The 24298-nt window shown below is 59.7% G+C and carries 23 protein-coding genes and 1 other RNA gene; 17 read left to right on the top strand and 7 right to left on the bottom strand.

Annotated features, from left to right (window positions below; all coding sequences use genetic code 11):
• Positions 1-21 precede the first annotated feature (21 nt).
• The 4 genes from ND528_RS22500 to ND528_RS22485 all read left to right on the top strand — a co-directional run bounded on the left by ND528_RS22500 (position 22) and on the right by ND528_RS22485 (position 6025).
• Positions 22-1386 (top strand): DUF1329 domain-containing protein, encoded by a 1365-nt coding sequence (locus ND528_RS22500; RefSeq protein WP_212617107.1) that lies wholly within the window; start codon positions 22-24, stop codon positions 1384-1386.
• A gap of 343 nt (positions 1387-1729) precedes the next feature.
• Positions 1730-4465, top strand: a complete 2736-nt coding sequence (locus ND528_RS22495) for a LuxR C-terminal-related transcriptional regulator (protein WP_263471271.1) — start codon at positions 1730-1732, stop codon at positions 4463-4465.
• Between the two features lie 60 nt (positions 4466-4525).
• Positions 4526-5170 (top strand): MBL fold metallo-hydrolase, encoded by a 645-nt coding sequence (locus ND528_RS22490; RefSeq protein WP_122602295.1) that lies wholly within the window; start codon positions 4526-4528, stop codon positions 5168-5170.
• A gap of 120 nt (positions 5171-5290) precedes the next feature.
• The gene (locus tag ND528_RS22485; RefSeq protein ID WP_130911278.1) at positions 5291-6025 is read left to right on the top strand and encodes an OmpA family protein; all 735 of its coding nucleotides are present in this window, start codon (positions 5291-5293) and stop codon (positions 6023-6025) included.
• Positions 6026-6251: 226 nt separating this feature from the next.
• Here the strand turns inward: ND528_RS22485 and ND528_RS22480 are convergent, their stop codons facing one another.
• Positions 6252-6686, bottom strand: a complete 435-nt coding sequence (locus ND528_RS22480; protein ID WP_016773251.1) for a YhcB family protein — start codon at positions 6684-6686, stop codon at positions 6252-6254.
• A gap of 144 nt (positions 6687-6830) precedes the next feature.
• Here ND528_RS22480 and ND528_RS22475 point away from each other — a divergent pair, with 144 nt between their 5' ends.
• From ND528_RS22475 to zapE, 3 genes are all read left to right on the top strand, one after another.
• Positions 6831-7460, top strand: coding sequence for an alpha/beta hydrolase (locus tag ND528_RS22475; protein WP_263471297.1), 630 nt, complete (start codon positions 6831-6833; stop codon positions 7458-7460).
• A gap of 24 nt (positions 7461-7484) precedes the next feature.
• Positions 7485-8840, top strand: coding sequence for a tryptophan--tRNA ligase (locus tag ND528_RS22470; RefSeq protein ID WP_137214138.1), 1356 nt, complete (start codon positions 7485-7487; stop codon positions 8838-8840).
• Positions 8841-8930: 90 nt separating this feature from the next.
• Positions 8931-10025, top strand: coding sequence for a cell division protein ZapE (gene zapE / locus ND528_RS22465; protein WP_263471270.1), 1095 nt, complete (start codon positions 8931-8933; stop codon positions 10023-10025).
• Between the two features lie 224 nt (positions 10026-10249).
• Here the strand turns inward: zapE and ND528_RS22460 are convergent, their stop codons facing one another.
• On the bottom strand, positions 10250-11146 hold the full coding sequence (locus ND528_RS22460; RefSeq protein ID WP_178084480.1) for a GlxA family transcriptional regulator: 897 nt from the start codon (positions 11144-11146) through the stop codon (positions 10250-10252).
• Between the two features lie 250 nt (positions 11147-11396).
• Between ND528_RS22460 and ND528_RS22455 the strand changes: the two genes are divergently transcribed.
• Positions 11397-12533, top strand: coding sequence for an acyl-CoA dehydrogenase family protein (locus ND528_RS22455; RefSeq protein WP_024014254.1), 1137 nt, complete (start codon positions 11397-11399; stop codon positions 12531-12533).
• A gap of 85 nt (positions 12534-12618) precedes the next feature.
• Here ND528_RS22455 and ND528_RS22450 read toward each other — a convergent pair whose 3' ends face one another.
• Positions 12619-13659: an NADP(H)-dependent aldo-keto reductase gene (locus tag ND528_RS22450; protein ID WP_024014253.1), complete on the bottom strand. Its 1041-nt coding sequence runs from the start codon at positions 13657-13659 to the stop codon at positions 12619-12621.
• 244 nt (positions 13660-13903) lie between these two features.
• Between ND528_RS22450 and rplM the strand changes: the two genes are divergently transcribed.
• The 7 genes from rplM to ND528_RS22415 all read left to right on the top strand — a co-directional run bounded on the left by rplM (position 13904) and on the right by ND528_RS22415 (position 18793).
• On the top strand, positions 13904-14332 hold the full coding sequence (gene rplM / locus ND528_RS22445; RefSeq protein ID WP_007917032.1) for a 50S ribosomal protein L13: 429 nt from the start codon (positions 13904-13906) through the stop codon (positions 14330-14332).
• Positions 14333-14346: 14 nt separating this feature from the next.
• Positions 14347-14739 (top strand): 30S ribosomal protein S9, encoded by a 393-nt coding sequence (rpsI, locus tag ND528_RS22440; protein WP_003228056.1) that lies wholly within the window; start codon positions 14347-14349, stop codon positions 14737-14739.
• Between the two features lie 273 nt (positions 14740-15012).
• On the top strand, positions 15013-15606 hold the full coding sequence (gene petA / locus ND528_RS22435) for a ubiquinol-cytochrome c reductase iron-sulfur subunit (RefSeq protein WP_007917031.1): 594 nt from the start codon (positions 15013-15015) through the stop codon (positions 15604-15606).
• Positions 15606-16817 (top strand): cytochrome b, encoded by a 1212-nt coding sequence (locus ND528_RS22430; RefSeq protein WP_212617102.1) that lies wholly within the window; start codon positions 15606-15608, stop codon positions 16815-16817. The genes petA and ND528_RS22430 overlap by 1 nt, the downstream gene beginning before the upstream one ends.
• On the top strand, positions 16817-17599 hold the full coding sequence (locus ND528_RS22425) for a cytochrome c1 (protein WP_212617101.1): 783 nt from the start codon (positions 16817-16819) through the stop codon (positions 17597-17599). The genes ND528_RS22430 and ND528_RS22425 overlap by 1 nt, the downstream gene beginning before the upstream one ends.
• A gap of 146 nt (positions 17600-17745) precedes the next feature.
• Positions 17746-18363 (top strand): glutathione S-transferase N-terminal domain-containing protein, encoded by a 618-nt coding sequence (locus tag ND528_RS22420; RefSeq protein ID WP_007961620.1) that lies wholly within the window; start codon positions 17746-17748, stop codon positions 18361-18363.
• Between the two features lie 16 nt (positions 18364-18379).
• Positions 18380-18793: a ClpXP protease specificity-enhancing factor gene (locus ND528_RS22415; RefSeq protein WP_016773263.1), complete on the top strand. Its 414-nt coding sequence runs from the start codon at positions 18380-18382 to the stop codon at positions 18791-18793.
• A gap of 158 nt (positions 18794-18951) precedes the next feature.
• Here ND528_RS22415 and ND528_RS22410 read toward each other — a convergent pair whose 3' ends face one another.
• The 4 genes from ND528_RS22410 to ND528_RS22395 form a co-directional block, all read right to left on the bottom strand.
• Positions 18952-19530: a BON domain-containing protein gene (locus tag ND528_RS22410; protein WP_024014250.1), complete on the bottom strand. Its 579-nt coding sequence runs from the start codon at positions 19528-19530 to the stop codon at positions 18952-18954.
• The gene (locus tag ND528_RS22405) at positions 19527-20120 is read right to left on the bottom strand and encodes a phosphoheptose isomerase (protein ID WP_008082788.1); all 594 of its coding nucleotides are present in this window, start codon (positions 20118-20120) and stop codon (positions 19527-19529) included. Before ND528_RS22405 ends, ND528_RS22410 begins: the two co-directional genes overlap by 4 nt.
• Positions 20121-20221: 101 nt before the next feature.
• Entirely contained in the window at positions 20222-20584 is a 363-nt protein-coding gene (locus tag ND528_RS22400) for a YraN family protein (protein WP_263471269.1), read from the bottom strand.
• Positions 20584-22395 (bottom strand): penicillin-binding protein activator, encoded by a 1812-nt coding sequence (locus ND528_RS22395; protein WP_130909687.1) that lies wholly within the window; start codon positions 22393-22395, stop codon positions 20584-20586. Before ND528_RS22395 ends, ND528_RS22400 begins: the two co-directional genes overlap by 1 nt.
• Positions 22396-22572: 177 nt before the next feature.
• Between ND528_RS22395 and rsmI the strand changes: the two genes are divergently transcribed.
• Together rsmI and rnpB are read left to right on the top strand one after the other, a co-directional pair.
• Positions 22573-23478 (top strand): 16S rRNA (cytidine(1402)-2'-O)-methyltransferase, encoded by a 906-nt coding sequence (gene rsmI / locus ND528_RS22390; protein WP_161984073.1) that lies wholly within the window; start codon positions 22573-22575, stop codon positions 23476-23478.
• Between the two features lie 73 nt (positions 23479-23551).
• Positions 23552-23905: RNase P RNA component class A (gene rnpB, locus ND528_RS22385), an RNA gene on the top strand.
• The last annotated feature ends 393 nt before the right edge of the window (positions 23906-24298 follow it).

Genomic DNA, 24298 nt, shown 5'->3' with positions numbered 1-24298 from the left:
CATTTCAGGACGAACGAATTTATGAAAATAACAAAGAGTCTGTTCCACGCCGGTGTTCTGGGCCTGTCGCTGCTGGCGACCAGTGTCATGGCGGCGGTGCCTGCTGCCGAAGCGGATAAACTGGGCAAGAGCCTGACGCCAATGGGCGCGGAAATGGCCGGTAATGCCGACGGTTCGATCCCGGCCTGGAAACCGCTGCCGAAGAATGCCGGCAGCGTCGACAGCAAGGGCTTCCTGTCCAACCCTTACGCCAGTGAGCAGCCGCTGTTCACCATCACCGCCAAGGATGTCGACAAGTACAAGGACAAGCTTGCGCCGGGCCAGTACGCGATGTTCAAGCGCTACCCGGAAACCTTCAAGATGCCGGTCTATCCGTCCCATCGCGGCGCCACCGTGCCGGATGACGTGTTCGCCGCGATCAAGAAGAACGCCACCAGCACCAACCTGGTGTCCGGCGGCAACGGTCTGGAAAACTTCGATACCGCCGTGCCGTTCCCGATCCCGAAAACCGGTGTGGAAGTGATCTGGAACCACATCACCCGTTATCGCGGCGGCAGCGTGACCCGTCTGGTGACCCAGGCCACGCCGCAACCGAACGGCTCGTACAGCCTGGTGTACTTCCAGGATCAGTTCGTGTTTCGCGACAAGATGAAGGACTACGATCCGGCGAACCCGGGCAACATCCTGTTCTACTTCAAGCAGAAAGTGACCGCGCCGGCGCGTCTGGCCGGTGGCGTACTGCTGGTGCACGAGACGCTCGATCAGGTCAAGGAGCCGCGTTCGGCGTGGGTCTACAACGCCGGTCAGCGTCGTGTGCGCCGTGCACCGCAAGTGTCGTATGACGGCCCGGGTACTGCCGCCGACGGCCTGCGTACCTCGGACAACCTCGACATGTACAACGGTGCGCCGGATCGTTACGACTGGAAGCTCGAAGGCAAGAAAGAGATGTACATCGCCTCCGACAGCTACAAACTCGACGATCCGAAACTGAAGTACGCCGACATCATCAAGGCCGGTCACATCAACCAGGACCTGGCTCGCTACGAGCTGCGCCGCGTCTGGCACGTGGTCGCGACCCTGAAGGAAGGCCAGCGCCACATCTACGCCAAGCGTGACTTCTACATCGACGAGGACACCTGGCAGGCAGCGGTCATCGACCACTACGACGGTCGTGGCCAACTGTGGCGTGTAGCCGAGGCACATGCCGAGAACTACTACGACAAGCAAGTGCCGTGGTACGCCCTCGAAACCCTCTACGACCTGCAGTCCGGCCGTTATCTGGCACTGGGCATGAAGAACGAAGAGAAGCAGGCGTATGACTTCGGCTTCACCGCCACCACTAGCGATTTCACCCCGGCCGCTCTGCGTCAGGATGGTGTTCGCTAAACCTGCGTAAACCCGAGGCCGCATCCTCGTGAAAACGCCCCGACCGGTTCGGGGCGTTTTTTTGCGTGCGGTTTACGCCGCACCGCTCATGTAGGAGCTGCCGAAGGCTGCGATCTTTTGATCCTGTTTTTGATTCTGGAAAAAGCAAAGTCAAGAGATCGCAGCCTTCGGCAGCTCCTACACGGATTCATCGTGGTCGCGATTGGTCGGTGATGCCGGATATTGGCGGCGCTGTGTAGCCTTTTTGTAGCCATTTGTAGCAGCAACCTTCATAACCGGTTCGTTTAAGGCTAGGCTGCGGACATCTGCAACGCCGCCAATCGCCTTCGAACAAGAGCCGGCCATGACTGATCTGTCCCCACTTCCGGGTCCCGCAAGCATCACCGTCGCAGCACTGGACGGGCGTTTTTTTCGCCCGCCGCTGCCTGACGGCTATGTCCTGCGGCCGCGCCTTTGCCAGCGTCTGCAGGCCGGGCTCGGTGGTCGGTTACTGTTGGTCAGCGCCCCGGCCGGGTTCGGCAAGAGCTCGCTGGCGGTGGAGTTCTGTCAAAGTCTGCCGGCGCATTGGCAAAGTCTCTGGCTGGGCTTGAGTCCGCGTGACAGCGATCCCGGACGTTTTCTCGAGCGCTTGCTCGAAGGTCTGCAAGACTATTTTCCTGCGTTGGGCGCTGGTGCCCTCGGCCTGTTGAAAATGCGTCAGCGCCATCAACCATTCGCGTTCGAAGAGTGGCTCGACGGTCTGCTCGATGAGCTGGCGCCGCACCTCGATCCAGCCGCACCGTTGCTGCTGGTACTCGATGACTACCACCTCGCCCAGGGGCCGGTGCTGGACCGGTGCCTGCAATTCTTCCTCAATCATCTGCCCGATGGCTTGCTGGTGATGGTCACCAGTCGTCAGCGCCCGGACTGGCATCTGGCGCGTCTGCGCCTGTCGCGGCAGTTGCTTGAGCTGCACGAACAGGACTTGCGCCTGACCCACGACGAAGCCCTGACTTTGCTCGACCGCCACAGCAGCTCACTGCGCGGCGAAGCACTGGAAAGCCTGATCCAGCGCAGCGAAGGCTGGGTCGCCGGTCTGCGCTTCTGGCTGCTGGCGGTGGCCGAGGCGGGCAACGATGCCGCGCTTCCGCAAGCGCTGAATGGCGGTGAAGGGCTGATACGCGATTATCTGCTCGAAGAAGTCATCGATTGCTTGCCAACCGAAGTGCAATCCTTCCTCTACGAAACCGCACCGCAGGAACGCTTTTGCAGCGAGCTGTGCGACGCGGTCCGCGAAGCCCATGACAGCGCCGAGATCCTGCGCTTTCTGCTCGCCCACCAGGTATTTCTGGTGCCGCTGGACGAGCACGGTCACTGGTATCGCTATCACCATTTGTTTTCTGACTTGTTGCGCAGCCGGCCAATCGCCCAGGCGATGGTGCCCAACGCTACACTGCATTTGCGCGCCTGCCGCTGGTTCAACGCACAGGGCTTGCTCGACGAAGCGGTGGAGCAGGCGTTGCGTGCCGGGCATCTCGATGTCGCGGCGAACCTGGTACAGAACCTGTCCGAAGAACAGCTGCTCGCCGAGCAGAACGTCGGCATGCTGCTGCGATGGAAAATGGACTTGCCCGACAGCCTGCTGATCAGTACGCCACGGCTGATCGTGCTGTACAGCTGGGCGCTGGGGCTGGCCTGTCAGCTCGACGCCGCTGAAGAGCTGGCCAGCCATTTGAGCCGTTTCCTGCCGGCGCCTTCGGCCACGGCGCAGAAATCCATGCTGGCGCAATGGCTGGCGCTTAGCGGGATCATCGCTCGCGGACGCGGCCATCGCGAACTGACCCTGCGTTATTGCAGCGAAGCGCTGGAGAGCCTGCCGGCCAAGCGTTACGGCCAGCGCCTGATGTGTCTGTCGACCTTGTCCAATCTGGCGATCGCCGACGGCGATCTGTGGCGCGCCCGTGGCCTGAACCGCGAATCGCTTGAGCTGGCGCAGCGGGTCGGCAATCCATTATTCGAAGCACTGGCGCATTACGACAGGGCGCGGGTTCTGCAATCGCGGGGCGAGATTCAGCGCGCGCTGGATGAAGTGCATCAGGGCCTGGAGCGCTTGCGCGGTCTGTCGCCGCAACGACTGTACGCCGTGCGCGCGCGGCTGACGTTGTACGAAGGTTTCCTGCTGGCGATGCGTTTGCAGCCGCAAGCCGCACGCGTACGCCTGCTGGCCGGCATTGGCGAGGCGCGGGCCTGTCGCGACATCAGCGTGCTGATCGGCCACTGCGTGATTGCCCGCCTCGACGGCGCCAGCGGCGAGTTCGCCAAGGCCTTCGCCGAACTCGCCGAAGCCGAACGCCTGATGCACATCTGGGACGTGCCGCCGATCTACTACCTGGCGATGATCACCCTGGTCAAATGCGAGCTGTGGCTGGCCCAGGGCCGCATCGATCTCGCCGAGGCGTGGCTTGCGCGCCTGGGCCAGACCTACACCGGCGAACACGCCGCTGCACCGCCGGAGTTTCATCCGCAGCTGCCGCTGCATGTGGAGCTGCAACAGGCGCTGCTCGATGTAATTCAGGGCCAACCGATGCTGGCCGAAGGTCGGCTGGACGTATTGCATGAAAACGGCCAGCGGACCGGACGCCAGTTGCTCAGTGTGATGGCGTTGACGCAGAAGGTGACGCTGTTGCTGTCGAATGGGCGCGAACCGGAAGCCCGCAAAACGTTGAGCCAAGCTCTGGAAGCCGCTGCCGGCGGCGTCTTCCAGCCCTTCGATGCGCTACTGAAAAGCCATGCCGACTGGATGCGCGGGCAATTGCAGGCACTCTCCTGCAACGCGGTCAGCCAGCAATTGCTCACGCATTTCCCAACAGCCGCGCCACGCCCGGCCGTGGAAAGCTCCGCTACCGAACAACTCAGCAGCCGTGAGCTGGCCGTGCTGCGCCTGATCGCTCAAGGCTGTTCCAATCAGGAGATCAGCGAGCAGTTGTTCATTTCCCTGCACACCGTGAAAACCCACGCGAGCCATATCAACAGCAAGCTTGGGGTTGAGCGGCGTACGCAGGCCGTGGCGCGGGCGAAGGCATTGGGGTTATTGCTCTAGCGACGGTAAAATTCGCCATCGGCCGTTGCCAACGGCGTTGACCCTGTCCAGGATTTTTCCATGACCACGCCCAGCCCTGCGCTTATCCGCGAAACCTTCCCCGTCGGCCCATTGCAGTGCAACTGCACCATCATCGGCGACCCGCTCACAAAAAAAGCCATCGTCGTCGATCCCGGCGGCAACCCTGATCTGATCATGGCGCGTCTCGATGCCCATGGCCTGAAAGTCGTCAGCATCATCCATACCCACGCGCATCTTGATCACTTTCTCGCTTCCGGGCAGATGAAGGAGAAAACCGGTGCGACCCTGCATCTGCACAAGGACGACCAGTTCCTCTGGGACAATCTTGAAATGCAATGCCAGATGTTCGGCGTGCCTTACACCCCGGTGCCATCGCCGGATCGCTGGTTGAGCGATGACGAAGAGCTGGCCTGCGGTTGCGGCGTGGCTTTGCACACGCCGGGTCATACCCCCGGTTCCATGAGCTTTTGGTTTTCCGAGGCTAAGCTGTTGATAGCCGGCGACACGCTGTTTCGTCGCGGGGTTGGGCGCACGGATTTGTGGGGCGGCGATCAGGCGACCATCGTGCGTTCGATCAAGCAGCGGCTGTATACGCTGGACGAGGACGCGACGGTTGTCACCGGGCACGGTCCGGACACGCGTCTGGGTGATGAGATGCGCGAGAACCCGTTTGTACGTGCCTGAATTTTTTGTCACGGGCAGCGGGCGGAATTTTTAGGCATTGTCATGATCCAACGCCCGCGCAGGTCCATTGATTGATCAGTGGCCGCTGCACCACAGAATGCAAAAAACCAGGAGCTCTCCATGTTCACCACGCGTCGTTTGATTATTGTCGCTACTGCCGTGGCCGTGCTGTCCGGCTGCGCCTCGCCTAATCCGTATGACAATCAGGGTCAGGCCGACGGTGGCTCGCAAGGCATGAGCAAAACCGCCAAATACGGTGGCCTCGGTGCGCTGGCCGGTGCACTTGCCGGTGCCGCCATCGGTCACGACAACCGTGGCAAGGGCGCCTTGATCGGCGCCGCCGTGGTCGGTGCTTCCGCAGCAGGCTACGGCTACTACGCCGACCAGCAGGAAAAGAAACTGCGCGCGAGCATGGCCAACACTGGCGTTGAAGTGCAGCGTCAGGGCGATCAGATCAAGCTGATCATGCCGGGCAACATCACCTTCGCCACCGATTCGGCGAACATCGCTTCCAGCTTCTATCAACCGCTGAACAACCTGGCCAACTCGCTGAAAGAGTTCAACCAGAACCAGATCGAAATCGTCGGCTACACCGACAGCACCGGCAGCCGCCAGCACAACATGGACCTGTCCCAGCGTCGTGCGCAGAGCGTGGCGACTTACCTGACCTCGCAAGGCGTCAGCGGTGCCAACCTGTCGGCCCGTGGCGCCGGCCCGGATAACCCGATTGCCAGTAACGGTGATGTCAACGGCCGCGCGCAGAACCGCCGGGTCGAAGTCAACCTGAAGGCTATTCCAGGCCAGGAGTACGGTGGTCAGCAGCAACAGCCGGGTACGGTGCAGCAGTATCCATAAGCGATTGCCTGGATGAAGAAATGCCCGGTCTTGTGATCGGGTATTTTTTTGTGTCGCCTGTAGCGGCCCTTTCGCGAGCAGGCTCGCTCCCACATTTGAAATGCATTCCCCCTGTGGGAGCGAGCCTGCTCGCGAAGAGGCCGGCGAGGGCAGCGAAGATTGCAGATACAAAAAAGCCCCCGGACACATGACTGTCCGGGGGCTTTTTGTTCGCAGCGAAGACTGCTTACTTCTTCAAACCATAATGCTCATCGAGCATGCCCGGCGAATTCGGGCTCTTTGGCGCGTAGTCACGCGGTGGTTCCTGATCGCGCGGTGGCGTCAGGCGTTCACGTGGTGCCTGCGCTGCGTCGGCGTGCAGGGCGGCGATCAGGCGCTGGCGGGTCTGCTCGTCCAGGGCCAGGCGATTGGCGCCCTCGGCGAGATGATCCTGCACTTCCTGATAGCTCTGAGTGAGCTTCTTGACCAGCATCGCGGTGCTGTTGAAGTGGGTGACCACTTCGTTCTGGTAACTGTCGAAACGCTCCTGGATATCATCCAGTTGACGCTGCGTGCGGCTCGGTGCGGCGTTCGGCGCAACGCGCGCGATCAGGAATCCAATGGCGACACCCACAACCAGGGCAAGAGTCGGTAACAACCAAACTAAGAGCGAGTGTTCCACGAGTCCTTCCTCTATAAACGGCTTTGCTTTACGTTAACGGCTCGAACCTGCGCTGTATACCGCGATTCACTCGCAATAGATTGGCACAGACAATTTGCTAGACGAGTCGACCCGATTCGAGGTCACGGAGTTCCTCCCTTGCTGATGCGTGAAACCCCTGTAGTGATTGACGGCCCGGTGGGTCAATTGGAAAGCCTTTACCTGGATAACGAGCAGCCGCGCGGCATTGCGCTGATCTGCCATCCGAACCCGGTGCAGGGCGGCACCATGCTCAACAAGGTCGTCTCGACCCTGCAGCGCACCGCGCGCGACGCAGGCCTGATCACCTTGCGTTTCAACTATCGTGGCGTCGGCGCCAGTCAGGGCACGCACGACATGGGCAGTGGTGAAGTCGATGATGCCGAGGCAGCCGCCGCATGGCTGCGGGAAAAACACCCGGACTTGCCGCTGACCCTGTTCGGTTTCTCCTTCGGCGGATTTGTTGCAGCAAGTCTCGGCGGCCGTCTCGAAGCCCAAGGCGTCCAGCTTGCACACCTGTTCATGGTTGCCCCGGCAGTGATGCGTCTGGGCGAGCAGGATCAACTGCCGCAACTGGGCAAGCTGACCGTGATCCAGCCGGAAACCGACGAAGTCATCGATCCGCAGCTGGTCTACCAATGGTCGGAAAAACTCCAGCGCCCCCATGAGCTGCTGAAAGTGGCAGAATGCGGACACTTTTTTCACGGCAAGCTGACCGATCTCAAGGATCTGCTGCTGCCGCGTCTCTCGAATTGATTGCAGTCTGACAAGCGATTACCCATGACCAACCGTACCCGCATTCTCACCGGCATCACCACCACCGGCACGCCGCATCTGGGCAACTACGCTGGCGCCATCCGCCCGGCAATCCTCGCCAGCCGCGACAGCCAGGCCGATTCGTTCTATTTCCTGGCCGACTACCACGCCTTGATCAAATGCGATGACCCGGTGCGCATCCAGCGCTCGCGTCTGGAAATCGCCGCGACCTGGCTGGCCGGCGGCCTCGATGTTGACCGCGTGACCTTCTACCGCCAGTCCGACATCCCGGAAATCCCCGAGCTGACCTGGCTGCTGACCTGCGTCGCCGCCAAGGGCCTGCTCAACCGTGCGCACGCCTACAAGGCCTCGGTGGACAAGAACGTTGAAACCGGTGAAGACCCGGATGCCGGCATCACCATGGGCCTGTACAGCTATCCGGTGCTGATGGCGGCGGACATTCTGATGTTCAACGCGCACAAGGTGCCGGTCGGTCGCGATCAGATTCAGCATGTGGAAATGGCCCGCGATATCGGCCAGCGTTTCAACCATCTGTTCGGTCAGGGCAAAGAGTTCTTCACCATGCCCGAAGCGCTGATCGAAGAAAGCGTGGCGACATTGCCGGGCCTCGACGGTCGCAAGATGTCGAAGAGCTACGACAACACCATTCCGCTGTTCTCCAGCGCCAAGGAAATGAAGGACGCGATCTCGCGGATCGTCACCGACTCCAAGGCCCCGGGCGAAGCGAAAGATCCGGACAACTCGCACCTGTTCACCCTGTTCCAGGCCTTCGCCACACGGGCGCAGGCCGACGAATTCCGCAGCGAACTGCTCGGTGGTCTGGGCTGGGGTGAAGCGAAGAATCGCCTGTTCCAGTTGCTCGACAACGAGCTGGGCGAGGCGCGCGAGAAGTATCACCAGTTGATCGAGCGTCCTGCGGATCTGGAAGACATTCTGCAGATCGGTGCGAAGAAGGCTCGTGCGGTTGCGACGCCATTTCTCAACGAATTGCGCGAAGCTGTCGGCCTGCGTTCTTTCGTCAATCAGGTTCAGGTCGCCGCGACTACCAAGAAAAAAGCCGCGAAGGCCGCGCGTTTCGTCAGCTTCCGCGAGGACGACGGCAGTTTCCGTTTCCGTCTGCTGGCAGCCGATGGCGAGCAACTGCTGTTGTCGCGCAACTTCGCCGACGGCAAAACTGCCGGCCAGGCGACCAAACAGTTGCAGTCCGGCGAGCCGCTGGACGTGCGTACTGAAGAATTGAGCTTCAGCGTCTGGCTGGCCGGTGAGTGCGTGGGCGACAGCCCGGCGTTTGCCGACATCGGTGCGCGGGACGCCGCCATCGAGGCGTTGCGCGTCGCGCTGACCCCGGCTCAGGACTGATCGGCGGCACGACCCGACCAAGGGCCGATTGCCATTCCCACAGGCCGTCGCTACAGTGACGGCCCGTTTTTGTTGCCTTGCTAACGAATTATGACGCCCCTAGAACGATATCAAGCTGATCTGAAACGCCCGGACTTCTTCCATGACGCCGCGCAGGAAACTGCCGTGCGTCACTTGCAGCGTCTATACGACGACTTGATCGCCGCTGACCAGAACAAGCCGGGTCTGCTCGGCAAGCTGTTTGGCAAAAAGGATCAGGCGCCGGTCAAGGGCCTGTATTTCTGGGGCGGCGTCGGTCGCGGCAAGACATACCTGGTCGACACCTTCTTCGAAGCGCTGCCGTTCAAGGAAAAGACCCGCACGCACTTCCACCGCTTCATGAAGCGCGTGCACGAAGTAATGAAGACCCTGGGCGGCGAGAAGAACCCGCTGACCATCATCGCCAAGCGCTTCGCGGCCGAGTCGCGGGTGATCTGCTTCGATGAATTCTTTGTCTCCGACATCACCGACGCGATGATCCTCGGCACGCTGATGGAAGAGTTGTTCAAGAACGGCGTGACCCTGGTCGCAACGTCGAACATCGTGCCGGACGGCCTGTACAAGGATGGCCTGCAACGTGCGCGCTTCCTCCCGGCCATCGCGCTGATCAAGCAGAACACCGAGATCGTCAACGTCGACAGCGGCGTCGATTATCGTCTGCGTCACCTCGAGCAAGCCGAGCTGTTCCACTATCCGCTTGACGAAGCTGCCCACGAAAGCCTGCGCAAGAGCTTCAAGGCGCTGACACCGGAGTGCACGGCGGCGGTGGAAAACGACGTGCTGATCATCGAGAACCGCGAAATCCGCGCTCTGCGCACCTGCGACGACGTGGCCTGGTTCGACTTCCGTGAACTGTGCGACGGCCCGCGCAGCCAGAACGACTACATCGAACTGGGCAAGATCTTCCACGCCGTGCTGCTCAGCGGCGTCGAGCAGATGAGCGTCACCACCGACGACATCGCCCGGCGCTTCATCAACATGGTCGACGAGTTCTACGATCGCAACGTCAAACTGATCATTTCTGCTGAAGTCGAGTTGAAGGATCTGTACACCGGCGGACGCCTGACCTTCGAGTTCCAGCGCACGCTGAGCCGACTGCTGGAGATGCAATCCCACGAATTCCTGTCGCGGGCGCACAAGCCTTAAACGGAGTTTCGGCAACGAAAAAGGGCCTGCGATTGCAGGCCTTTTTTATGCGCTGAAGTTTTTCCCTGTGGGAGCGAGCCTGCTCGCGAAAGCGCAGTAACTGATCGTTCCCACGCTCCGCGTGGGAATGCATCCCGTGACGCTCCGCGTCACTTGCGAGGCGGACGCAGAGCGTCCAATGGCGGCATTCCCACGCAGAGCGTGGGAACGATCATCAGGCCGGATCAGGCAGCCTGCTGAAACTGCTGCCGGTACTGGTTAGGCGACAGTTCTGTGTGCTGGCGGAAAAGTCGCGCGAAGAAGCTCGCATCGTCGTAACCGACCTCGTAACTGATGGTCTTGATGCTCTTGCGCGTGCCCGAGAGCAGGCCCTTGGCCGTCTCGATGCGCAGGCGCTGCAAGTAGTGCAGCGGTTTGTCGCCGGTGGCGGTCTGGAAGCGGCGCATGAAGTTGCGGATGCTCATGCCGTGCTCGCGGGCGACGTCTTCGAAGCGGAACTTGTCGGCAAAATGTTCTTCGAGCCACTGCTGGATCTGCAGGATGATCACGTCCTGATGTAGCTTCTGCCCGCCGAAACCGATACGTCCCGGTGAGTAGCTGCGCTGCACTTCGTAAAGGATGTCACGGGCCACGGCTTGCGCCACGTTCGCGCCGCAGAAGCGTTCGATCAGATAGATGTAGAGATCGCAGGCCGAGGTCGTGCCGCCGGCGCAATAGAGATTGTCGGCGTCGGTCAGGTGCTTGTCCTGATTCAGATAGACCTTGGGGAAACGCTCGGCGAAGGCGTTGAAGAAGCGCCAGTAGGTAGTCGCTTCCTTGCCGTTGAGCAGCCCGGCTTCGGCGAGCCAGAACACTCCGGTGGCTTCGCCGCATAACACCGCGCCGCGCGCATGCTGTTCGCGCAGCCACGGCATGATTTGCGGGTAACGGCTGCACAGCGTGTCGAAATCGTCCCAGAACGCCGGGAGGATGATCACGTCGGCGTTTTCCAGGCCGCCGTCGACCGGCATGACCACGTCGCTGAAGCTTTTTACCGGTTTGCCATCGGGGCTGACCAGACGCGTTTCGAACGCCGGCGTCAGGCCATGGCCCAGTTGTTTGCCGTAACGCAGGCTGGCCACATGGAAAAAATCCTTGGCCTGCATGAGGGTGTAAGCGAAAACCCGGTCGATGGCCAGGATGCTGACGCGCCGCAAGGGCGGGGAGACGTGCTTAGACATAATTCAACTTTTGTTTTGTTTTTATAAGGGAAAGTGGTCACCAGACGGCTGGATCGTCTTATTTTTTGTCGGATGTGTCCAGTGTCCCGTAGCAGAAGTCGGGCTTAGTCTCTGAGAGCCGAATCCCTCCAACAACATAGAAAGGTGCCGCATGATCCCCAGAACCCTGTTCAGTTCCGAGCACGAATTGTTCCGCGACAGCGTGCGAACTTTCCTCGAAAAAGAGGCCGTGCCGTATCACGCGCAGTGGGAGAAGCAGGGGCACATTGATCGCGCACTGTGGAACAAGGCGGGAGAGGCGGGGATGCTCTGTTCGCATCTGCCGGAAGAGTACGGCGGCCTGGGCGCGGATTTCCTCTACAGCACCGTAGTGATTGAAGAAGTCGGGCGTCTGGGCCTGACCGGCATCGGCTTTTCGCTGCACTCGGACATCGTCGCGCCCTACATCCTTCATTACGGCAGCGAGGCGCTGAAACACAAATACCTGCCGAAACTGGTCTCGGGCGAAATGGTCACGGCGATTGCCATGACCGAGCCTGGCGCCGGTTCCGACCTGCAAGGGGTGAAAACCACGGCGGTGCTGGACGGTGACGAATATGTGATCAACGGTTCGAAAACGTTCATCACCAACGGCTTTCTGGCTGATCTGGTCATCGTGGTGGCCAAGACAGATCCCAAGGCTGGCGCCAAGGGCACCAGTCTGTTTCTGGTGGAGGCGAATACGCCGGGCTTCGAGAAGGGCAAGCGCCTGGAGAAGGTTGGCATGAAGGCGCAGGACACCTCGGAACTGTTCTTCCAGGACGTGCGCGTGCCGAAGGAAAACCTTCTCGGCCAGGCGGGTGCCGGGTTTGCCTATCTGATGCAGGAGTTGCCGCAGGAGCGCCTGACCGTGGCGATTGGCGGTCTGGCCTCGGCTGAAGCAGCGTTGCAATGGACGCTGGATTACACCCGCGATCGCAAGGCGTTCGGCAAGGCGATTGCCGATTTCCAGAACACTCGCTTCAAACTGGCCGAGATGGCCACCGAGATTCAAATCGGCCGGGTCTTCGTCGACCGCTGCCTGGAGCTGCATCTGCAGGGCAAACTTGATGTGCCGACCGCTGCGATGGCCAAATACTGGGGCACCGATCTGCAATGCAAGGTGCTCGACGAGTGCGTGCAACTGCATGGCGGCTACGGCTTCATGTGGGAATACCCGGTGGCCCGGGCGTGGGCGGATGCGCGGGTGCAGCGGATTTATGCCGGCACCAATGAAATCATGAAGGAGATTATTGCGCGGTCTCTTTGAGAGGCTGAAAAGATCGCAGCCTGCGGCAGCTCCTACACAGGACCGGTGTGAACCCTGTAGCTGCCGAAGGCTGCGATCTTTTTACTTACGGCGCGGGGTTCGGGTGATCCTTGTGAATCGCCTCGATCCCGGCCAGCACTTCATCGGACAGTTTCAGATCAAAACTGGCAATGTTGCTGTCCAGTTGCTCAAGCGTCGTCGCGCCAATGATGTTGCTGGTGACGAAGGGTTGCTGGGTCACGAAGGCCAAGGCCATTTGTGCCGGGTCCAGACCGTGTTCACGGGCTAGGGCTACGTAACGGCTGCACGCCGCCTCCGATTGCGGGTTGAAATAGCGGCTGAAGCGGCTGTAGAGGCTGAGGCGGCCTTTCGGTGGACGGGCGCCGCCTTCGTACTTGCCGGAGAGGAAGCCGAACGCCAGCGGCGAATAGGCGAGCAGGCCGCACTGTTCGCGGATGGCGATCTCGGCCAGGCCGACTTCAAAGCTGCGGTTGAGCAGGTTGTACGGGTTCTGGATCGATACCGCACGCGGCCAGCCACGCGCTTCGGCCAGAGCCAGAAAGCGCATGGTGCCCCACGGCGTTTCGTTGGACAGACCAATGTGGCGGATCTTGCCGGCCTTAACCTGCTCGTCGAGGGCTTCGAGGGTGTCTTCCAGCGGCGTCAGGTTGGCTTCGATCTTGTGCTTGTAGCCCAGCTGCCCGAAAAAGTTGGTGCTGCGTTCCGGCCAGTGCAATTGATACAGATCGATGTAATCGGTCTGCAGGCGCTTGAGGCTGCCGTCCAGTGCTTCGGTGATGTGCTGGCGGTTGTGGCGCAGGTTCTTGTCGCGGATGTAGTCGATGGTGTTGCCGGGGCCGGCGATCTTGCTGGCGAGGATCCAGTCGGAACGGTCACCGCGACTCTTGAAGTAATTGCCGATGTAGCGCTCGGTGGTGGCATAGGTTTCGGCTTTGGGCGGCACCGGGTACATTTCGGCGGTGTCGAGGAAATTGATCCCCGCTTCTTTCGCCCGCTCGATCTGGGCGAAGGCTTCAGCCTCAGTGTTTTGCTCGCCCCAAGTCATGGTGCCGAGGCAGATTGCACTCACGTTCAGGTCGGTACGGCCTAGCTGGCGATAGTCCATCGGGTGCTCCTTGGGCAAAACAATCATAAAAGCAGGTTGAAAAAATTTTCGCAATCTGCATAATTGCCGACCTCTTTCTGCAGTGGAAGTGATGCGCCGCCGCCGAAGAATCTTGCCGTTGAACGGACGCGCCGACCCGAGCCCCCGAAAGCGTCTGTATCCGGCTGCCTTTGACTTGTCAAAGTACGCACTATTCAGTAAGATCCGCCGTCTTATTTACAGGCGGCCCCTGAGGCTATAAAGAATGAAAACTTTTACTGCTAAACCGGAAACAGTAAAGCGCGACTGGTTTGTCGTCGACGCTGCTGGTCAGACCCTGGGTCGTCTGGCCACCGAAATCGCGAGCCGTCTGCGTGGCAAGCACAAGCCTGAGTACACTCCTCACGTTGACACCGGCGACTACATCGTCGTCATCAACGCCGAGCAGATCCGTGTTACCGGCGCTAAAACCACTGACAAAATGTACTACTCCCACTCCGGTTTCCCGGGCGGCATCAAGTCGATCAACTTTGAAAAGCTGATCGCCAAGGCCCCTGAGCGCGTGATCGAGACCGCGGTTAAAGGCATGCTGCCTAAAAACCCACTGGGTCGCGACATGTACCGTAAGCTGAAAGTCTATGCGGGCGCTGCTCACCCTCATACTGCTCAGCAGCCCCAAGAACTGAAGTTTTAACGGAATAGTACATTATGTCGGCGACTCAAAATTACGGCACTGGCCGTCGCAAGACCGCAACCGCACGCGTTTTCCTGCGTCCGGGTACTGGTAACATCTCCATCAACAACCGTTCGCTGGATAACTTCTTCGGCCGCGAAACTGCCCGCATGGTAGTTCGTCAGCCGCTGGAGCTGACCGAGACTGTCGAGAAGTTCGACATCTACGTCACCGTGATCGGCGGTGGTGTAAGTGGTCAGGCTGGCGCAATCCGCCACGGCATCACTCGCGCACTGATGGACTACGACGAAACCCTGCGTAGCGCTCTGCGCAAAGCTGGCTTCGTTACCCGCGACGCCCGTGAAGTTGAACGTAAGAAAGTTGGTCTGCGTAAAGCGCGTAAGCGTCCGCAGTACTCGAAGCGTTAATTCCGCTTCCACGTTCAAAAAAGAACGCCCGCCTCCTCACGGAAGCGGGCGTTTTTTTATGCCTGCGATTTATCAAAGAATTGCGTTGTGACAACTTGCCACAGCCGTAGACCCCCTATACTCCAAGGCTTAAGGGGCTGAGCCCCGGGGAATTAACCTTGTCAGAATTGGGGGTTTTCATTACCATTCGGGCAAAATTTTTATAAGTAACATTTGATTTATTTAGTAGACGCCTGATTTAACAGGCCAAAAAAGCTGATGGGAGAGGACTGAATGAGCAATGACGGCGTGAATGCAGGCCGGCGTCGCTTCCTGGTGGCAGCCACATCCGTGGTGGGTGCTGCAGGAGCGGTGGGGGCTGCGGTCCCGTTCGTGGGGTCATGGTTTCCCAGTGCCAAGGCGAAGGCCGCCGGTGCACCGGTGAAAGTGAATGTCAGCAAAATCGAGCCAGGCCAGCAAATGATTGCTGAATGGCGCGGCCAGCCGGTGTTCATTGTCCGCCGTACCGAGGAAATCCTGGGGAATCTCAAGAAGATCGAGGGTCAGCTCTCCGATCCGACCTCCAAAAACTCCACGCAACCCACTTATGTCGACCCGGAAGTACGCTCGATCAAGCCGGAAATTCTCCTGCTGATCGGGATCTGTACACACCTGGGTTGTTCACCGACCTTCCGTCCCGAAGTGGCACCTGCGGATCTGGGCAAGGACTGGGTAGGCGGCTATTTCTGCCCGTGCCACGGTTCCCACTACGATCTGGCTGGCCGCGTCTACAAGTCGCAACCTGCGCCTTTGAACCTGCCAGTTCCCCCGCATTCCTATGAGACCGATGACCTGATTGTCATTGGCGTCGATACGGAGAAAGCGTGATGAGCAAGTTCATGGATTGGGTTGATGCGCGCTTTCCCGCGACCAAGATGTGGGAAGACCATCTCAGCAAGTACTACGCGCCAAAAAACTTCAACTTCTTCTATTTCTTCGGCTCGCTGGCGTTGCTGGTGCTGGTCAACCAGATCGTCACCGGTGTCTGGCTGACGATGAGCTACACACCATCGGCAGAAGAAGCCTTCGCCTCTGTTGAATACATCATGCGCGACGTCGAGTACGGCTCGATCCTGCGTCTGCTGCACTCGACCGGCGCTTCGGCGTTTTTCATCGTCGTTTATCTGCACATGTTCCGCGGCCTGCTCTACGGTTCGTACCAAAAACCGCGCGAGCTGGTCTGGGTGTTCGGCATGCTGATTTACCTGGCACTGATGGCCGAAGCGTTCATGGGTTACCTGCTACCGTGGGGCCAGATGTCCTACTGGGGAGCCCAGGTGATCATCTCGCTGTTCGGTGCGATTCCGCTGATCGGCGATGACCTGACCCAGTGGATTCGTGGTGACTACCTGATCTCCGGAATCACCCTGAACCGCTTCTTCGCCTTGCACGTGGTCGCGCTGCCGATCGTGATTCTCGGTCTGGTGGTCTTGCACATTCTGGCGCTGCACGAAGTCGGTTCGAACAACCCTGACGGCGTCGATATCAAGAAGCACAAAGACGAAAACGGCATCCCGCTGGACGGCATTGCGTTCCACCCGTACTACACGGTGAAGGACATTGTCGGCGTTGTGGTGTTCCTGTTCATCTTCTGCTTCATTGTGTTCTTCTTCCCGGAAATGGGCGGCTACTTCCTCGAAAAACCAAACTTCGAGCCGGCCAACCCGTTCAAGACGCCTGAGCATATTGCTCCGGTCTGGTACTTCACGCCGTTCTACGCAATCCTGCGTGCGGTGCCGGACAAACTCCTGGGCGTTATCGCCATGGGTGCGGCGATTGCGGTGCTGTTCGTGCTGCCATGGCTGGATCGCAGTCCGGTGAGATCGATGCGCTACAAGGGCTGGCTGAGCAAAATCTGGCTGGTGGTGTTCTGCATCTCCTTCGTGATTCTCGGCGTTCTCGGTGTTCTTGCGCCAACTCCGGGGCGCACGTTGCTGTCGCAGGTCTGCACCTTCCTGTATTTCGCCTACTTCATTCTGATGCCGTTCTACACCCGGCTCGAGAAGACCAAACCGGTTCCGGAAAGGGTGACTGGCTGATGAAAAAGTTATTACTTGCTCTGATTTTTGCTGCTCTGCCTTCCTTGGTTTTTGCCGCCGAGGGTCATGGTCCGGAACTGGAAAGTGTCGATATCGACGTCTCTGACAAAGCCGCTCTGCAGGATGGCGCGCGGACCTTTGCCAACTATTGCATGGGTTGCCACAGTGCCAAGTTCCAGCGTTACGAGCGCGTCGCCGATGACCTCGGCATCCCGCACGAGTTGATGCTGGAGAAGCTGGTATTCACCGGTGCCAAGATTGGCGACCACATGAACATCGGCATGCAGCCGGCCGACGCCAAGACCTGGTTCGGCGCAGCGCCGCCGGATCTGACGCTGGTGGCGCGAGTACGCGGCACCGACTGGCTCTATGGTTACCTGAAGTCGTTCTACGAAGATCCGGCGCGTCCATGGGGCGTGAACAACAAGGTCTTCCCGAACGTCGGCATGCCTAACGTGCTGGTCGGCCTGCAAGGTCGTCAGGTCGTCGGCTGCAAACAGGTGCAGATCGTCGAGGACGGCAAGAAGCAATACGATCCGCTGACCGGCACGCCGCTGACCCATGAAGCGTGCGATCAGTTGACCATCGTGCCGAAGTCCGGTGCTCTGAACGAAGAGCAGTTCGATGAGAAGGTCAAGAATCTGGTAACCTTCCTGGCTTACTCGGCTAACCCGGTTAAGCTGCAACATCAGCGCATCGGTACTTACGTCTTGCTGTACCTGGCGTTCTTCTTTGTGTTCGCCTACCTGCTCAAGCGTGAATACTGGAAAGACGTGCACTGATACGCTTCAAGCATTGCTGTTAATCGCGCGCGCCCAAGGGCGCCTCCGCTAAAGCAGGATCTGCTCAGTCAGACCCTGCGGGAGGTGCCCTCTGGGCGCGCGCGTTTTTCCGGTTCCGACAAATTCAACAAGCGAGGAGGATCGCCATGGGCGTGACCAATCGGTTGGCCTGTTACTCCGACCCCGCCGACCACTATTCCCACCGAGTGCGCATCGTGCTTGCAGAGAAGGGTGTCAGCGCCGAAATCATTTACGTGGAAGCGGGCCGCCAGCCGCCTAAACTGATTGAGGTGAACCCTTACGGCAGTCTGCCGACGCTGGTCGATCGTGACCTGGCGTTGTGGGAGTCGACCGTGGTGATGGAGTATCTGGATGAGCGTTACCCGCACCCGCCGCTGATGCCGGTTTATCCGGTGGCGCGGGCCAACAGCCGTCTGCTGATCCACAGGATTCAGCGTGACTGGTGCGGGCTGGTGGATCTGATTCTGGATCCCAAGAGCAAAGAGGCTGCACGGGTCGTGGCGCGCAAGGAACTGCGCGAAAGCCTGACCGGCGTTTCGCCGCTGTTCGCCGACAAGCCGTTCTTCCTCAGTGAGGAACAAAGTCTGGTGGATTGCTGCCTATTACCCATACTCTGGCGTTTGCCGATTCTGGGTATTGAACTGCCGCGGCCGGCCAAGCCGCTGCTTGATTATATGGAGCGCCAGTTTGCGCGTGAGGCTTTCCAGGCGAGTCTGTCTGGTGTCGAACGCGATATGCGCTAAGGCTTAAGGAGCCGCTATGAACTCCAGTCGACCTTATCTGGTCCGCGCGCTCTACGAGTGGATTGTGGATAACGATTGCACCCCGCACATGCTGGTTAACTCCGAGTACCCGGCGGTGCAGGTGCCACAGGGTTTTGCCAGTGACGGCCAGATCGTCCTGAACATCTCGCCGAGTGCCGTGCGTCATCTGCACATGGATAACGACGTGGTGACGTTCGAAGGCCGCTTCGGCGGTGTTCCGCACAGTCTCTACGTGCCGATCAGCGCGATCCTGGGCATTTATGCGCGGGAGAACGGCCAGGGCATGGTGTTTGACCTCGAGTTGCCGATGGACGACGAGGAAGACATCGATCCGGATGACGACTCGCCGCCACCGGGCAGCGAGCCGCCACGCCCGAGTGGCCGGCCAAGTTTGAAGGTTGTGAAATAAAAAAAGGCGATCCGGATGGATCGCCTTTTTTGTGCCTGCGTTGGCGGTGTAGGGGCTGCCGGAGGCTGCGATCTTTTGATCTGTTGATCTTTAGAAGCAAGATCAAGAGATCGCAGCCTCGTTGCACTCGTCAGCTCCTACACGCTCCTGCGCTTGCGTCAGTCGATGTATTCGAACAGCTTCACGATCTTCTGCACACCGGACACACCCTGAACCAGATTGGTTGCCTGAGTGGCTTCCTGTTTGGTCAGCAGGCCCAGCAGGTAGACGATGCCGTTCTCGGTGACGACTTTGATGCGCGAGCCAGGAATGCTGGCGTCGGTGAGCATCTGGGTCTTGATCTTGGTGGTCAGCCACGCGTCGTTCTGGCGCGCGAGCAGGGAGGACGGTTGCAGCACTTGCAGTTCGTTATGCACCTTCTTCACGCGCTGGACATTGGCGGCTGCTTGTTCGGCTTTGGCCTTGAGGTCTTCACGTGGCGTTTGGCCGGCGAGCAGGACCACGCCGTTGAAGCTGGTGATGACGATGTGCGAATCGTTGTCCAGGGCCGGATCGGCCTTGGCGATGTTCACGCCTGCTTTGGTTTCGATCAGCGAGTCGTCGATCTTGCTGCCGAAGGTACGCGTGCCACGGTCGTCTTCAATCGGCGCTTCACGGCTGGCGTTCACCACCGAGGTGCAGCCGCTGATGCCGAGGCACAGGGTCAAGGCCAGAAGGCCAAGGCGATTAGGGGTCATTCTTCACTCCCGAACAGTTGGCTGTCGATCAGATCGCAAAGGCAATGGATCGCCAGCAAGTGGACTTCCTGAATACGTGCAGTGACGTTGGCCGGTACGCGAATCTCGACGTCCTCGGGCAACAGCAGCGACGCCATGCCGCCGCCATCGCGTCCGGTCAAAGCTACGACAATCATTTCGCGATCATGTGCGGCCTGGATCGCTTGAATAATGTTCGCCGAGTTGCCGCTGGTCGAAATCGCCAGCAACACATCGCCCGGCTGGCCGAGCGCGCGAATCTGCTTGGAGAACACTTCGTTGTAGCTGTAATCGTTGGCGATCGAGGTGATCGTCGAAGTGTCGGTGGTTAGCGCAATCGCCGGCAGGCTCGGACGCTCGCGCTCGAAGCGGTTGAGCAGCTCCGAAGAAAAATGCTGGGCATCGCCGGCCGAACCACCGTTGCCGCACGAGAGCATTTTGCCTTCGTTGAGCAGGGCGTTGACCATGATCTGGCTGGCTTGCTCGATGTGCGGTGCAAGTACGTCCATCGCCTGTTGCTTGGTGTCGATACTGGCCTGGAAAAGCTGGCGAATTCGGGATTGCATGTCCATCTGTGTGACCTTAAGTGGCGCGGCTGTTCGGCACGTGAATGTGCAGCCCGCAAAGCAAAGAGCAAAATGTGTCGGACGAAAACGGGGCAGGGTGCAGGCGATCAACTGTCGAAAGCATTCTGCAACCAGTTCAGCTGATTCGGGTGGCTGTCGATCGCCACCACATCGAAGCGGCAGGGGGAATTGGCCCAACGCGACTCGCACTGAAGAAAACACTGTGCTGCAAAGATCAGTTTCTGCTGCTTGCGCTCGTCGATACTGGCGAGCGCGCCACCCCATTGAGTGTTTTTTCTGTAGCGGACTTCAACGAATACTACTGTATCGCCATCAAGCATGACCAGATCAAGCTCGCCGCGTTTGCATAACCAGTTCTGCGCCAACAGGCGCAGCCCTTGTTGTTGCAGATGTTCGAGCGCCTGGCGCTCGGCATCCTTGCCGCTTTGCGAGCGTGACCTGTCGGGCATCAGCGCGGTGTGTCCGGCAGGCGCTGCACCTGACCGCTGACGAACTGTGCCCATGGCAACTGGCGCACTACGCGTTGGGTCTGGGTCATGCCGAGGCTGCCCGACTGGCCTTCGATGCGGCTGTCCGGCAGGGCCTTGAGTTGGCCCAGGCGCGGGGCGAGGCGATAGGCGTCGGCGCCCATGGCGTACAGGCGACCGAGGCTGCCATTGGCTTGCGGCCATTGCGCAGCTACTTGCTGGCGCAGCGGATCGCTGGTTTCCAGCAGCCATGGGGTTTCGCAGAAGCGAATGCCGTTCATGTCGTTGTACTGATTGACGTCGCCGCTGGCGCTGTACACATGGGAGGTCGCGTAGACGGGAACGTCGCCGGCGTACTGGAAGTTCAGGGTCGGCTTGATCTGCTGGGCCTGTTGCGGCGTGGCGGCCAGGAAGATGAATTCGATGTCCTGACGACGCGAAGGCTGCGCGGCGACATTGGTGCCGGCAACATTTTGCAGGCTCTTGGCGCGAGCTTCGCTCTGACGCAGCTGGAACATGTCGGCGATCTGCTGGGCCAGTTGCACCGGCTGATCGACACGTTCGGTGGCAACGATGCTGCCGCCATTGGCTTGCCAGTCCTGGCTGAAGGCACGCAGAACGCGATCGCCCCATTCGCCCTTCGGCACCATGATCGCGGCGCGATGCAGGCCATCGGCGCGGGCGCGCCGGGAAACTTCGCGAGCTTCATCTTCAGCAGCGAGGCCGAACTGGAACAGTTGCGCCGGGCCTTGCTCGCCTTCGCTGTAGTTCAGCGCAAGGGTGGTGATTGGCAGTTGCGGGCGAGTGCTCAGTTGCTTGACCAGTGGTTTTTCCAGCGGGCCGACTACCAGTTGCACGCCGTCAGCCTGGGCCTTGCGATAGAACTCGTCCATCGAAGTCAGCTTCGAACTGTCGTAGAACTCGATGGCGGGCGGGTTCTGGCCGGCCTGTTGCGCCTGATAATGCGCGGCCATGAAGCCTTCACGCAGCGCTTTGCCGACCGACGCCAATTGGCCGTCCTGGGGCAGCAGCAGGGCGATTTTGCTCAGTGGCTGGCTGGCCAGTTCCTTGAGTTTGGTCAGTGGCAGCGGCAGGTTGACAGCCGCCGGGTGCTTTGGATTCTGCGCACGCCAGTTGTCGATTGCGGCTTGTTGCTGTTCCAGCGTGCCTGCGGTTTTCACCGCTTGCGCTAGCGCCATCCAGCCGCCGAGATCGTCGGTGTTGTTCGGTTGCAATTGATCGGTTGGCAGCGACGCGATCAGGGTCCAGATCGCTTCGTGGTTCTTGCTCGCCGCTTCGCCTTCCAGCATCGGTGCGATGAACACACGCTCGCGGGCAGCGGCCAGCGTCTGGCCATCGGCTTCAAGGGCGCGGGCGTGAACAGTGCCGGTGCGCACTTGCTGCTCTTCCGGCATTTCGCTGAGCTTCTGGAAGCTTGGATGGCTCAGGGCAGTCAGTGCAGCTTTCGGCTGATTGCGCGTCATGGCCAGCTCTGCGGACAGCGTGTTGGCAAAAATCTGCTGGCCTGGCTTGAGTTGCTCAACCGGCACTTGTTGCAGGATCTGCGCGGACTGGCCGGCATTGCCTTGGCGGTAGGCCTGGTCCGCCGCGCTCAGGCGCAGCAGGGCGGCTTGTTCCGGGGTTTTAGCCTGCGCAGCCTGTTCGAGCAGTTGCTCGATGCTGGCGTCCGGAGTCCGTGGAAGTTCGCCAAGGCTGGAGGAAGGGGAGCTGGCACACGCGGCCAACAAGGCAGCGAGGCAGAGGGCAGTGAGCAGCCGCAGGCAAGCGATCATGTAAGTGTTCCTGATACTCGATCAAATTAGCGTGGAATTGTACCCAAGCACTGGCCGGGGCGCGATGTTACTGGCGTGAATCGGTCAATTTAGCTGGAGTAAATGTTGCGGCAGCGCACAACCGGGCGAAAAACCGCACTCGGCCGGAGCGCAACGCAAGCCTCATGACGCGCTACAATGGCCGCTTTTACCGATCACGAGGTGTGCGCTTTGACTGCTCCAGGTCCTTTGAATTCCGCTGCTGGCTCGCTTTATGTGGTGGCGACGCCCATCGGCAACCTGGACGACATCAGCGCCCGGGCCTTGAAGATCCTTCGTGAAGTGGCCCTGATTGCAGCGGAAGACACGCGGCATTCGGCGCGCCTGATGCAGCACTTCGGCATCGGCACGCCTTTGGCCGCATGCCACGAACACAACGAACGGGATGAGGGTAGCCGCTTTATTACCCGGTTGCTGGCGGGCGACAACGTCGCACTGATCTCCGATGCCGGCACGCCGCTGATCTCCGATCCGGGTTATCACCTGGTGCGTCAGGCCCGTGCGGTCGGCATCAACGTGGTGCCGGTGCCGGGTGCCTGCGCGTTGATTGCGGCGCTGTCGGCGGCAGGATTGCCGTCCGACCGTTTTATCTTCGAAGGTTTCCTGCCGGCCAAGTCGGTCGGGCGCAAGGCGCGTCTGGAAGCGGTTAAAGAAGAGCCGCGCACATTGATTTTCTATGAAGCGCCGCATCGCATTCTCGAATGCCTGCAGGATATGGAAGCGGTGTTTGGCGGCGAGCGTCAGGCTCTGCTGGCGCGGGAAATCACCAAGACCTTCGAAACCCTCAAAGGCCTGCCGCTCAGCGAGCTGCGTGCGTTCGTCGAGTCCGACAGTAATCAGCAGCGCGGCGAGTGCGTGGTGCTGGTGGCCGGCTGGACCGCGCCGGAGTCGGAGGACGCGGTCAGCAGCGAAGCCATGCGCATCCTCGATCTGCTTCTGGAGGAAATGCCGCTCAAGCGCGCCGCCGCACTGGCAGCGCAAATCACCGGCGAGCGCAAAAACGTCTTGTATCAGGTAGCGCTGGATAAACAGAAAGGCGTGTAAGCCGTCGCCCATGGCGTTCCTGAGGGTTTTAGCGCTTGTTCTTCCGGCGCTCTGCCGTTAACCTTCGCGGCGGAGAGTCGATCGGACAGTCGCTGCCCTCTATGAAAATTAGGGGGGGGAGGAAAGTCCGGGCTCCATAGGGCGAAGTGCCAGGTAATGCCTGGGAGGCGTGAGCCTACGGAAAGTGCCACAGAAAATAACCGCCTAAGCGCGCAAGCGCCGGTAAGGGTGAAAAGGTGCGGTAAGAGCGCACCGCACGTCTGGCAACAGTTCGTGGCTAGGTAAACCCCACTTGGAGCAAGACCAAATAGGGTCCCAAGGCGTGGCCCGCGCTGGGACCGGGTAGGTTGCTAAAGATGTCCAGTGATGGCCATCGTAGACGAATGACTGTTCAAGACAGAACCCGGCTTACAGATCGACTCTCCACCTTTTTCTTTCCCTGCTTGAAACAAAAAAGACGCGGCTGTGTAATATCAGCCGGCCTGGTCTGAAACTCCGGCAGCGGCAAACGCGGTAATAGCCTTTTCCCACCCTGCTTCAATCAACAGCCGAAGCGCCTTTGTAATACCGAAAAAATCTTACTCTTAACAAACTACTTTAACTTTCGAGCGCAGCTTTCAGTGCTGCATCAAGTTATTGGTCGAAGCTTCACGTCAGATTCTCGTTGAGCCTCCTTTTACGGCGCTAAATCTCCGTTCTGTAAGGCTTTTCCTTTAATCCGCGCCTTGACGGTGTGGTGGGCGCATTCCTATAGTGTGCGTAAGTGGCGGAAAGTGGCATGAAGTGGGTTTTTTGAGCTCAAAACGATAAAAATTGGAGA

Source organism: Pseudomonas mercuritolerans, assembly GCF_025706525.1.
In the GTDB taxonomy this organism is placed as follows: domain Bacteria; phylum Pseudomonadota; class Gammaproteobacteria; order Pseudomonadales; family Pseudomonadaceae; genus Aquipseudomonas; species Aquipseudomonas mercuritolerans.
Note: the sequence above shows the minus strand (reverse complement) of the source record. Positions and strands in the feature narration are given on the sequence as shown.